Annotated in this window: 12 protein-coding genes; all 12 read left to right on the forward strand. The window is 59.2% G+C overall.

The window, feature by feature from the left end:
- The first annotated feature begins 20 nt into the window (after positions 1-20).
- The 12 genes from gspG (at position 21) to ACK4OE_RS05840 (ending at position 11,518) form a co-directional block, all read left to right on the forward strand.
- Positions 21-476 carry a type II secretion system major pseudopilin GspG gene (gene gspG / locus ACK4OE_RS05785; RefSeq protein ID WP_409883704.1) on the forward strand — a complete coding sequence of 152 codons (456 nt, stop codon included), beginning with the start codon at positions 21-23 and terminating at the stop codon, positions 474-476.
- Positions 477-504: 28 nt separating this feature from the next.
- Positions 505-957 carry a Tfp pilus assembly protein FimT/FimU gene (locus ACK4OE_RS05790; RefSeq protein ID WP_409883674.1) on the forward strand — a complete coding sequence of 151 codons (453 nt, stop codon included), beginning with the start codon at positions 505-507 and terminating at the stop codon, positions 955-957.
- A complete protein-coding gene (locus ACK4OE_RS05795; RefSeq protein ID WP_409883676.1) occupies positions 954-1,364 on the forward strand; it encodes a type II secretion system protein in 411 nt (136 codons plus the stop codon). The genes ACK4OE_RS05790 and ACK4OE_RS05795 overlap by 4 nt, the downstream gene beginning before the upstream one ends.
- A complete protein-coding gene (locus tag ACK4OE_RS05800) occupies positions 1,361-2,032 on the forward strand; it encodes a prepilin-type N-terminal cleavage/methylation domain-containing protein (RefSeq protein ID WP_409883677.1) in 672 nt (223 codons plus the stop codon). Before ACK4OE_RS05795 ends, ACK4OE_RS05800 begins: the two co-directional genes overlap by 4 nt.
- A gap of 74 nt (positions 2,033-2,106) precedes the next feature.
- Complete coding sequence (locus ACK4OE_RS05805; protein WP_409883678.1) at positions 2,107-2,928, forward strand: type II secretion system protein GspK; 822 nt, start codon at positions 2,107-2,109, stop codon at positions 2,926-2,928.
- 5 nt (positions 2,929-2,933) lie between these two features.
- Positions 2,934-4,256, forward strand: a complete 1,323-nt coding sequence (locus tag ACK4OE_RS05810) for a PilN domain-containing protein (RefSeq protein WP_409883679.1) — start codon at positions 2,934-2,936, stop codon at positions 4,254-4,256.
- 8 nt (positions 4,257-4,264) lie between these two features.
- On the forward strand, positions 4,265-4,825 hold the full coding sequence (gene gspM, locus ACK4OE_RS05815) for a type II secretion system protein GspM (protein ID WP_409883680.1): 561 nt from the start codon (positions 4,265-4,267) through the stop codon (positions 4,823-4,825).
- Positions 4,822-5,463, forward strand: coding sequence for a type II secretion system protein N (locus ACK4OE_RS05820; protein WP_409883681.1), 642 nt, complete (start codon positions 4,822-4,824; stop codon positions 5,461-5,463). Before gspM ends, ACK4OE_RS05820 begins: the two co-directional genes overlap by 4 nt.
- A 135-nt stretch (positions 5,464-5,598) precedes the next feature.
- Positions 5,599-7,953, forward strand: coding sequence for a type II secretion system secretin GspD (gene gspD / locus ACK4OE_RS05825; protein ID WP_409883682.1), 2,355 nt, complete (start codon positions 5,599-5,601; stop codon positions 7,951-7,953).
- Between the two features lie 143 nt (positions 7,954-8,096).
- Positions 8,097-8,516: a hypothetical protein gene (locus ACK4OE_RS05830; protein ID WP_409883683.1), complete on the forward strand. Its 420-nt coding sequence runs from the start codon at positions 8,097-8,099 to the stop codon at positions 8,514-8,516.
- A gap of 198 nt (positions 8,517-8,714) precedes the next feature.
- Positions 8,715-10,508, forward strand: coding sequence for a cell surface protein (locus tag ACK4OE_RS05835; protein WP_409883705.1), 1,794 nt, complete (start codon positions 8,715-8,717; stop codon positions 10,506-10,508).
- A gap of 101 nt (positions 10,509-10,609) precedes the next feature.
- Positions 10,610-11,518 (forward strand): peptidylprolyl isomerase, encoded by a 909-nt coding sequence (locus ACK4OE_RS05840; protein ID WP_409883684.1) that lies wholly within the window; start codon positions 10,610-10,612, stop codon positions 11,516-11,518.
- Positions 11,519-11,651: the final 133 nt, after the last annotated feature.

Below are 11,651 nucleotides of genomic sequence, written 5' to 3' on the forward strand. Positions count from 1 at the left end.
TGACCAAGGAACCGCTTCACATGGTGAGTACAGATTCACGCCACGCTCGTATTTCTCTCGTGCGTACACGACCAGCGCGTGGCTTCACGCTGATTGAACTGCTGGTTGTCTTGGCAATTCTGACGCTGCTGGCAGGCTTGGTGGGCCCTCGGGTGTTGAATCAGCTTGGGGGCGCAAAGTCCAAGACCACCGCAGTACAAATCGCGGATCTTGATAAGTCCCTGGAGCTCTTCAAGCTCGACGTTGGGCGATATCCATCGTCAGAGGAAGGCCTGGAGGCCCTGGTAAAGCGTCCAGGAAATGTGAATGGCTGGACGGGCCCCTACCTCAAGGGCGGGGTCCCCACTGACCCTTGGGGGCGCGCGTATCGGTACGCGAATCCGGGGTCGAACGGCGGGATTGAAATACTGTCTCTGGGGGCTGATGGAGCGCCCGGTGGTGACGGCGAAAACGCCGATATCCGAAACACGCCCTGATTTTTTAACGCAATCGGGCTATTGAATCATGCGGCGTGATGGCGGCTTCACGCTCGTTGAATTGCTGGTGGTGTTCGCCATCATGGCGCTTTTGATAGGCATCACGCCAATTGCCTATCAGAAGATGAGGGACACCGCGCAGTACCGCGACGTTGTTCGCACCATGGTGTCAGAGCTTCGGGCTGCCAGGCAGCAGGCAGCATCAACCCATGCTGAAACACGATTTAGCGTCAACTTGCAGCAGCGCAGTTACGGTCTCCAAGGCCGCTCCGAACACCCACTTCCCGAATCATTGACGGTGCGCGCCACCGTAGCAGGCACCGAGTTGTCTGCCGAAGGGGTTGCGGCGATCCGTTTTCTTGCAGACGGCGGCGCTACGGGCGGGAGCATCGACCTTGTACGCTCTGGTGGCAGCGGCGGTGTGCGCTTGCAAGTGGACTGGTTGTCCGGCCGAGTTTCCCAGGAAGCGCTTCTCCCATGACTCGAATGCAGAGTTCACGGCAGGGTGGCTTCTCGTTGTTAGAGCTACTCATCGCTTTTGTCATCATGGCGCTTGCGTTGGGCATGCTCTATCGCGCCACCGGGTCTAGTGCGCGGGCGGTGGGTATTGCAGAACGTCATCAAAAAGCATCCTTGTTGGCCGACTCCATTCTGTCCATGCGTGACTCGGTGGGGCCAGAGGGTTGGCGGGAGTCCGGAGAATCCGAAGGATTTTCCTGGCAGGTTGCCAGTGCGCCCTACCCAATTGCTACCGATGGGCCGAATGTGCCCAAGCTGCATGAAATTGCTCTCGCGGTCCGTTGGAATGACGGGGCAATTGCGAGGAGCCTCGAACTGCATACGTTAATGCCCGAACGCACGCCAGTGCCCACGGAGGGCGCGCGGTGAAGGCCCAGCTCAACTCTCACCGGGGTTTCACGCTGATTGAAATCTTGGTGGTCATGTCGCTCCTGTCGTTGATTGCACTGGGCATGGGGTCGGCTTTGCGCACCACGGCACAAACCGGTGAAAGAGTCGACAGCAGGCTTCTGGAGGCAGACGAACTTCGGGTCACGACTGCATTTTTGCGCGCGGTTCTTGGGCGTATGCACGTTCAGCGGCTACACGCACCTACCGCAGTAGGGCAGCAGCCTTATTTTTTTGAGGGCACTCCGACCAGCGTGACCTGGATCGGGATCATGCCCGCCCGACACGGGGTCGGTGGCCGCAGCTTCTTTCGCCTGTTTGTCGGGCAGGCGGAGGGGCGCAATGGGCTTCTTATCCAGTTTCTACCTTGGGACAGTGCAATAGTGCAACCTGATTGGTCACAAGCCCAGTCACGCATCTTGTTGGACGAAGTGTCTGAACTTCGCTTGCGGTACGCGAACACGACGACGAATGAACCGCGTTGGACCGATGGCTGGGCATCAAACGATTCCCTCCCCGACCGAGTCCTGATCTCATTACGCACCGCTTCAGGTGGCTGGCCTGATCTGGTGATCCCAATGAGGGCTACGCCTGCCGGTTTGTCGGGCGTGGCGTCTGGAGAGGCCGTCTTCGGCGGAGGCTCCAGGTAGCAGCCATGAGAAATACAAGTACCCAGGATCGGCGGCCCATGCCGCCCATGCTGCCCATGCAGCCCCTACATGGCATGGCGTTGATTGCCGTGCTGTGGGTGGTGGCTGCACTGGCTATTCTTGTTACAGGGTTTAGCCGTTTGGCGCGGGATGAAGTGAGTCTTGTTTCTTCACTGCGCCAAGGTGTCATCGCTCAGGCAGCAGGAGATGCCGCGATTGCTTTGGCACTACAGGAGCTTGCGTCCCGGCCCAACCCCATCTCCAGAACCATCCATGCAGACGTTCCCTATCGCGGCGTGCTGATGGCGGTGACAGTCATGCCTCTCAATGGCTTCATCGACATCAACAGCGCAGCTGTGCCACTGCTCGCGCGTCTCTATGAAGTTGCCGGTGGCCTTTCTGCAGATGCGTCCCAGGCCCTCGCCCAGTCCACTGTGGAGCTTCGCAGCAAGTTGGGTCCTAGCAATCAGGCAGACCGTTTTGAGGCACTCGAAGACCTGCTTCGCGTGCCAGGGGTGGATTACGACCTCTATGCTAGACTTTCGCCGCTGTTGACCGTCTACGTCAGGGCTGGTGGGCGTGTGAACCCTATGGCGGCGCCGCTGGGGGTGCTGACCGTTCTCACCAATGGCGACGCTGCGCAAGCCAGCCGCATTTTGCAGGCTCGAGAGAGCGGTGCCGAAGGCATTGACACCACTTCGTTAGACCCTTCTTACACAGCCGTGTCCTCTGTTCGCAGATACCGAGTTGAGGCCATGGTGCCCTTGGCTGACGGCGTTCAGATGCGCGTCGCCCGGGTTGTTGATCTGGGTCGCAGCTCCCGTGACGGACTTCCGTGGCGCACACTCTATACAGAACGCAGTTTTGAACCCCTGTCACGCGCAGTGACCAAGTAAGCAATATGCCGACCATTTCATCTGATGCCCGTTTTCTGGGCGTTGATCTTCATGCGGTCTGGCGCGACACACGCAAGGCTCTGCAAGGGGTGTACCAGTCGCCCTTGTTGTCATGGCTGACCCCCGCAGTGCCGGTGCGTCTATTGCAGGAGAATGGCGCGGAGTCGCTGTGGCTTGACGGTGTTCAGGTTTCTGGGTCAGCAGTCAAGCCGGGTAGCGTCCGATGTGTCGCGCTGGAATTGCCTGAGGCCCTCGTATTGAGACGTGCACTTGTTTTGCCGTCCATGGCAGCGCAGGACATTGCCAGTGCCGTTGCACTGGAAGCGCAGAGCGTCAGCCCCTTCGGCGCAGGCAACGTTATCTGGGGCTATTCGGTCAAGCCGACTGCAGGTGGGGCTCTCGCCCTGGAGGTGGCGCTGGCTTCAAAAAAGCAGGCAAAACAATATATCGACACGCAGTCCGCGCGGCTCGGTAAAGCAGGTGATCCTGAAATTTGGGCCCGCAGCGCAAATACGGGCGCCCCTATCGTTTTTATCGGGTTTGGTGAGGCGCAGCGCAGCAAGCAGGCCGCCCGGTGGCGCCACTTGGGATACGGGCTTTTGCTGACGATTGCTTTATTGTGTTTGGCCATTGCCATCACACCGACCGCCCAGCTCCGTTTGCGCGCTATCGAGGCCGTTCGCGCCTACGAGAGCATTACTGCACGCGCCGCGCCTGCCGTGCGAGAAAGGGAAGAGCTTCTCCAGTCGGCCGAAAAACTCTCGGCGTTGGCAGAGGTCCTCGGCGGAAGAATCGAACCCCTTACCCTGATGAACCGGCTCACACAGGTATTGCCTGATGACACTGCATTGCAAACAGTGAGACTGCAAGCAGGCAAAGTCACAATTTTGGGTCTTACCGGCAATGCTTCAGCACTGATGCAATTGCTTAGCGAGCAGCCAGGCTTGCGTGATGTGCGCGCCCCTTCTGCGGCAACGCGGATGCCCGGCGCTCCCAAAGAGTCTTTTGTTATTGAATTTGTGTTGGACCCTCAGCAGTTCGGCGTTCAGAGCGCCGCTGTGCAGTCGACAGCGCCAGCTCCCCCTTCCCCTGTCGCTAGTGCGCTCCCCGCTGTGGGGGCTGCCAACACGGATGGCAGCTTGGGTGCTGGTGCTTCCGCCGCTGCGTCCGCGCCAGCAAAGGCGCCTGTCGCTCCGCCATCGCCAGGGGCTGCCACGTTTGGAGGCGGCGCCACATTTGGAGGCGTGGCTACACGCCCTGCGGCGCCTAAAAGTCCTGCTCCAGCAACTGCTGGTGCGGCATCCGCTGCGGCGCCCGCCAAACCGTAAAGCTCCCGATGAAAAGCTATAAATCCAAAGAGATCATGGCCTTGGCCGGGCTCGCGGTCGTGTTGACGCTCCCGCTATTGGCCGGTGGTTTCTATGTGCTGCAAAAACATCAATGGGCTGAGGCTCGACTGGCAGAGCTGGAGCCACGCTATGCCCGCCTTGTGGGGCTGGACGAGCAACGCGCCGAAATCACGTCCGCCTTGGCTGCGGCTAAAGACGCGCAAGTGCGGTATGTCTATCCGGCGGCCCAAGATGCTGCCGTAGCCGGGAATGCTGCCCAACAGCGCGTGCGCGAGATATTGAGCACCTCCGGTCTGCAAATCAGCAGTAGCCAGGTGCTGCCGCCCAAGGCCGTCAAAGGCTACGAGCGCATTCCAATTACTGTTCGCGCGGAAGGCGAGTGGTTGGCAGTGCAAAGTGCGCTGGCCGTTTTTTCTACCCAGTTACCTGTCATCGTGGTGGACGAATTTGAAGTACAGGTGCTGGGTGGTCTGGGTAACACCCCCCCTAAATTTCAGCCAAAGCTGTCAGTGAACTTTGTGTTCAGTGTTTTGCGGGAGCGCACATGAAGCGCCCTGGCATTGCAATACTCATTTCCATCAACCTTGTGTTGGCGGCGCTTCTGGCGTGGCTTTGGGTTACTCCCCAAGGTGCGATCAAAAACTCGTCGTGGACACCGCCTGCTGCGCAGAAGACCGACTACGCGCAGATGATTCCGCCCTTGCCGGGTAACGCGCAGGTAGACACCAGCAAATTTGTTGCGATGCTGGATCGCCCGCTTTTCATGTTGACGCGCAGGCCGCCGCCACCACCGCCCCCGCCTGAAGCACCTGCGCCTGTGGATACATTGACCACAGCCCGCATATCGGGCGTTTTCAGCAGCAGTGCCGGGGGCGGTGTCATCATCAACCTCGCCGGCAAAGACCGCAGGGTTCGATTGAATGAGTCTATAGAGGGCGGCTGGACGCTGCAGTCTATCTCCGGCAGCACAGTGACATTTGCAGGGGCTGGACAAAGCCGCTCGCTGACCTTGCCAAGAGCCGCCTTGACCAGCTACTCCGGTTTGCCGGTTGCCTCCCCTCCCGCCGCACAAGCTCAGCCAGCGCCTGCTGCCGACGCGGCTGCGGGGGCAGCAGGCGCGCAAGGGGGCGCTCCTGCCCGAAATGCGCCCGACCCCCGGCGAGCAACCTTTGGTGGGAGCCGCTAAGTGTTAGCCGTATCACACCATGCTATGGAACATACAGTCGCTCCACCGGTCATCGCTTTTTAAGAACGCCCCCTCGAATCCATCGACGGCCATTCTCCCTACACCAGACACCCAAGAGTTTTACTCTTCGCAGAAATGACACCTTATCAATATGCATTCACCGTGGTGGCGCTGGCCGCCTGTCAAGTGGCGGCGGCCCAGGCTCCTGTCGGCCCGGCTTTTGGCGGGCAGGCCGCAGCACCCGCGCTGGCTCCAGCAGAGGCAGCATCTGTGCCTGATGCAGCAGTGAACCAGCCCCGCATCATCCGCGGCGATGACAAAGTCACCGGGCCCGCCAAACCCGTGCCGGGCCTTGACGGGCCGGCCGTCTCTCTGAACTTTGAAGAGGCACCGGTAGCCCAGGTGGTCAGAACCGTGCTCGGCGACATTCTCAAAGTGGACTACGTGCTGCACCCCCCCTTGGCGGGCACAGTGACCTTGGCAACGCGTAACCCCGTTACGCCTGACCAAGCGGCATTTTTGCTGGAAAGCGCATTACAGGCCAACGGCCTGGGCTTGGTGCGCGATGCGCGTGGCACCTATCACGTAGGGCGGGTCGAGGTGCTTAAAACCATTGGCGGCACGGTTCGGCAAGCATCAGGCAGCGCCCCATTGCCGCCCGGCCAGGGCGTGGTGATTGTGCCCCTGCAGTACATCGGCGCAGCAGAAATGGCCACTATCTTGCGCCCCATGATGCCCGCCGAGTCCCTGGTTCGCGTGGATAACCTGCGCAATCTGCTGGTGCTGGCTGGCACGCGCACTCAGGCCGAGGGCTGGCTGGACATGGTCAGCACGTTTGACGTCAGCCTGCTCAAGGGCATGTCAGTCGGCGTGTTCCCGCTCAAATATGCGTCTATCAAAGAGGTGGAAGCTGCCCTTGCGCTGGTCAGCGGCGGAGGTGCCGCTGCCGCACCTACGCAGACCCCTCAGCCTACTGGCCGGGGCGCTGTGTCCGCCAGTACGCAACCCTCTGGCGGCTCTAGCGCGGCCGCCATGCTGGGCGAGGGTAATCCGCTGTTCGGGGCTCTGCGCATCATGCCCATCGAGCGGCTCAACAGCATCTTGGTGGTAACCCCCCGTGCCGCGTATCTGGAAGAAGCCCGCCGCTGGATCGAACGGCTGGACCAGCCCAGCGACAACGGGGCTGAGGCCCAGCTCCATATATATAAGGTGCAAAACGGCAATGCTCGCCATTTGGCATCAGTACTCAGTGGCATTTTTGGCGGGCAAAGTCAGGGCGGTGGAACCACAAGCACTGGTATTGCCCCTGGCTTATCAACTGCTATGGGCAATACGTTTGGACAGAATTCGGTTTCCAACGCCTTTGGCAACAGTGGCAGCTTGAGCGGCGGCGGTGGCAACCAGTTGGGCACTTCCCGCGCCGGTAGCTTTCAGGGTGGCGGTACCACAAGTGCCCTGGGGCGCAACAACCAGGCCAACACAACCCAAGGCGGCCAGCAAGGAGTGGTTGCTGCCAGTATCGGCAATATCCGCGTTATGGCAGACGAGCTGAACAACTCCATACTGGTGTGGGGCACGCGGTCTGAGTATTCCAAGATTGAATCCACCCTCAGGCGCCTGGACTTGCCCCCCACCCAGGTCCTGATCGAGGCCACCATTGTGGAAGTCACGCTGGGCGATGACTTGGAGTACGGTCTGCAGTGGGCCTTCAACGACAGCCGCAACAACTCTAACTATCGCGGAAACGGCCAGCTCACTGGCAATGAAACCGGTGTCATCAGCGGGCTGGCCCAGGGGTTTTCCTATACGTTGAGCCGTTCGCTCAACGACGTCCGTGCGACATTGACGGCGCTGGCTACAAAGTCGCTCGTCAAGGTCATATCAAGCCCATCCCTGATGGTATTAGACAACCACACAGCCACTATCACCGTTGGCAATCAGCAGCCTATTCGCACCAGCACCACTACCCCCATCACGGACACCACCACAGGGGTGACTACCAGCACCATTCAGTACAAAGACACTGGCGTGGGCCTTACCGTCACGCCGTCCGTCAACTCTGGCAATCTGGTCACCATGCAAATAGACCAAACGGTCACCGACGTAGGCGCAGTTATTACGGAGGCCAATGGTCAGCGCGCTTTCCTACAACGGCAGATCAGCAGCAAAGTGGCAGTGCGTTCTGGCGAGGCGATTGTGTTGGGTGGTCTGATTAAAGACAACTCCAGCACGGGCAAGTCTGGCGTCCCCCTTCTGCAAGACATTCCGCTGTTTGGCAAGCTGTTTGGCTCCAATTCCGTCAACATGGGCCGCACCGAGCTGATGGTCGTCATCACCCCACGCGTTGTGCGCACCGACATAGATATCCGCGAGGTGAGTGAAGACCTGCGCGACCGGCTCAAAGGCCTGCAAGGCATTGAGAACCTGGGCATCGGAACCAAACCTCCCGTGCTTGACTCCGTACCCCAGCGCGGTGCCCCGTCGAACTGACCTTGGTAGGCGTAGCTGGAAAAGTCCCGCTGCAGGCATAAACAAAAACCGGGGTTTGGGCTGAACGCAGCTACCGCTGGCGAGCGCGTAGCTTTGGATTCGTAATAACAACGCACTGTTTTCATAAGGACTGAATGATCACCATGGCTACAAACATCATCTCGCGCCGCCTGGGCGCTGGCGCTCTTGCGTTGTCTGTACTGGTACTGGCTGGTTGCGCCACCATGTCACCATCAACCCCCGAGGCTGCGGTAGAGCAGCGCGCCACCGCCTACTGGAAGGCGCGTCAGGCAGGGCAGATCGACAAGGTGTATGCGCTGGTGCCACCCTCATACCGCAAGGTGCGCACGCTGGATCAGTTCAAGATGCAGTTCGGCACGGCGGCTGCGGTGCAAGGCGTAGAGGTGACAAAAGTCACATGCGAGCCAGAAAAGTGTGTGGCGCGCATCAAACTCAGTGTAACGCCCGCCTTGGCTGGGCTGAAGATGGGTAATATAGACACGTATCTCGACGAGACCTGGCTGCTCGAGGACGGCCAGTGGTGGCACCATCAAGACCTGTAAGGGTTTTGACGGGCGGTGCGCCATTCGCCCCTGCGGGAGGGAGCTGCGCCACAGATAAAACAGTGTTGCATTTCTTCAACAAACAGGTTTTTTGCGGTGCCAGCGTTATAGAACGTCTCGAAACGCTGTGCTACCATCCCTTAGCGTAATCAATCGTGGTAGTTGCGCTTACCAACTTTTTTAACTGGAGTTCTTGATATGAAGAAAAATGTTCTGGCCCTGAGCATTGCTGCCATGATTGGTGGCCTTGGCTTTGCCGGCATCGCTTCCGCAGATGTGGTGCGTGGTACGGGTGTTGGCCCTTCCGGCACCGACGCAGGTACCATCAATGCCAATGGCGTGTGGGTTCCTGATGCTACTACCGCTGGTACAGCATGGCTGCAAACCGCTACCAACGCTCGCGATCTGCGTGTGACGGAAGGCGGCACGGGCCACTCGCTGGTGGTGCCTTACTTCAATGCGCAAAACGGCAACATGACCGTTCTGCACGTTGTCAACACCGACACGGTGCACGGCAAGCTGGCCAAGGTGCGTTTCCGCTCCGCCGCCAACTCTGACGATATTCTTGACTTCCAAGTGTTCATGTCGCCCGGCGACGTATGGACTGCGGCTGTAACTGCTGGCGCTGACGGCGTTGCTCAACTGACCACTGCTGACGGCACCTGCACGCTGCCTGCTCTGGCAAAGGGTGTTGCGCAGTCGTTCGTTACCGACCGTCTGAGCACCATGGCTGGTGACATCCCTGCGCAAACGCGTGAAGGCTACGTTGAAATTTTCAACATGGCTGACATCGACGGCACGCTGATGTACGGCACCAACCGCAACGCTAACAGCACGCTGTACACAGCTATCAAGCACGTTGGTGGCGTCGCTCCTTGCACGGCTGCAACGCTGAACGCAACCCTGGCAAACGTGACCACCCAAGCTACCGCTCGCGGTCTGGGTCTGGACACACCTACCACGGGTCTGATGGGTGACTGGTACATCATCAACGTGGCTCAATCGACCACGTTCGCTGGTGCTGCCACCGCTCTGACGGCTGTGACGACTGTTGGCGGCACTACCGCTGGTCGCGGCAACTTTGTGCACTTCCCACAAAACGCCACTGCAGCTCCTACGCCTGAAAGCTTCTCGTCGGACCCCCTGTTCCGCGTGAGCTTCACACGTGACAACGCCAACGCTGCAGTGTCTACTGCTGCTATCCGCGCTGCCAACTACGACCTGCCAGACCTGTCTACGCCTTACACCTTGAATGCTGGTGGTACTGCTGTTGTTGATACCCGCGTTCAGGCTTACAACCTGACGCGTGCTCTGTCCGTGAACTCCATCACGAACCAGTATGCCAACGACGCTTCCATCTCGGCCAAGACTGACTGGGTGTTCTCGATGCCTACCCGTCGTTACAGCGTTGCTGCTAACTACGCTGCTACGTCGACCACGGCTAACAACTACCGTCTGTACACAGTGCTGGACAACGGTAGCGCCACTGGTACGGCTGCCGCGAACTACGCTGCTTGGTTCGCTCCAGAAAACACCGCCCTGCAAGGTGGTCTGATCTGCGTGAATTCCACTGGCCAAGCGTTCTATGATCGTGAAGAGCAGTCGCGCACATCCGGTGCTGTGTTCTCGCCAGGTTCCGTGTCGCAAACTCGCTTCTGCGGCGAAACCAGCGTTCTGAGCTTCTCTGACACTGGTAACTCCGTGCTGGCTGCCTCCGTGGCACGTCAAAACGTGGCTGCTGGCGCTGCTTCCGGTCCGTTCACCAACGGCTGGAGCGTGATCAGCACTGGCAACGCGTTCACTACAGCCCTTGGCCCAACGTACGCAGTACCTGGTTCCACGACTGTTACGACCGCCAATGCAACGACTTACAACTCGCAAGCTGGCCTGCCAATCCTGGGTTCTTCGTTCATCAAGCTGACGAACCCACAAGCCGCAGCTGGCACCGTTGGCACCTACGGTATCACTTGGCCACACCGCTTCACGAAGTAATTCGTGGGCACTTAATCGCAGCAATGCGATCTAAAAAGGCGGGGGGGTTCCCCCGCCTTTTTTTTTAACTGCTTGAAACTGGTTGATTGACCAAACACACCATGAACCACCGTTCTTCTGTACAAGCCCGAGTTGCGGCCGCATGTGCTGCGTTGATGATGATGGGCGCCACTACTGCCGCCCAGGCTGCCGACCCCGCTGCCGTTCTCATCCAAGGCAACTCTGTCGCCATTACCGTGCAGGACATGCAGGCCGACTCTTTGCGCATGCCGCTGGAGATGCGTAGTGTGGTGCTGCAAAAGCCCGAAACCGTGCTGCAGGTAGCGTCTAACCTCTATGCGCGCCGGGTATTTGCTGAGCAGGCCGCTACTGAGGGCCTGGACAAAGACCCGCAGGTGGCCGCCGCTCTGAAGGTTGCGCGCGACAAGGTGTTGTCCGACGCCATGCTGGAGCACATGGACAAAAAAGCCGTGCCGTCCGACGCGGCCGTGGAGGCTCTGGCTCGCAACAACTACCGCGCCAAGCCAGATCGCTTCAAGGCGGATGAAGAGGTGAAGATTCGCCACATTCTGCTGACCGAGAAAACACCAGAGTCCAAGGCCAAGGCCGAGCAGATGTTGGATGAGCTAAAAAAAGGTGCAGACTTTGCCGCAATGGCCAAAGAGCGCTCAGCCGACCCCGGCAGTGCTGCAAAGGGCGGTGACCTTGGCTACTTTGCCCGTGGGCGTTTGCTGCCAGAGTTTGAAACCGCAGCGTTTGCCATGCAGAAGCCGGGTGAGCTGAGCAGTGTGGTGGAAACAAAATTTGGATACCACATTCTGCAATTGGATGAACGCCGCCCCCAACGCATTCGTGCGTTCGAAGAAGTGCGTGAAGAGTTGATGAAGGAAATGCGTACCACTGCCGCCCAAGACGCGCGAGCCACTGAGGCGCAGAAGATTCAACAAGGCGCAAAAATCAATCAAGAAGCCATAGAGGCTTTTGCAGCCACTTACAAAACTGCAAAGTGATGCCGTACTGACGCAGTACTGATGCTGGCGCACCATGGGCAGACCTGTGGTTAGCCCGCTGCGCAGAAGGGGCGGGCATCTGCTTGCGCGCCCCTTGTGTACGTCTGCTGAGTATTGAGCATCTCCGCCCGCC

This window comes from Acidovorax sp., assembly GCF_046314175.1.
GTDB lineage: Bacteria > Pseudomonadota > Gammaproteobacteria > Burkholderiales > Burkholderiaceae_C > Acidovorax.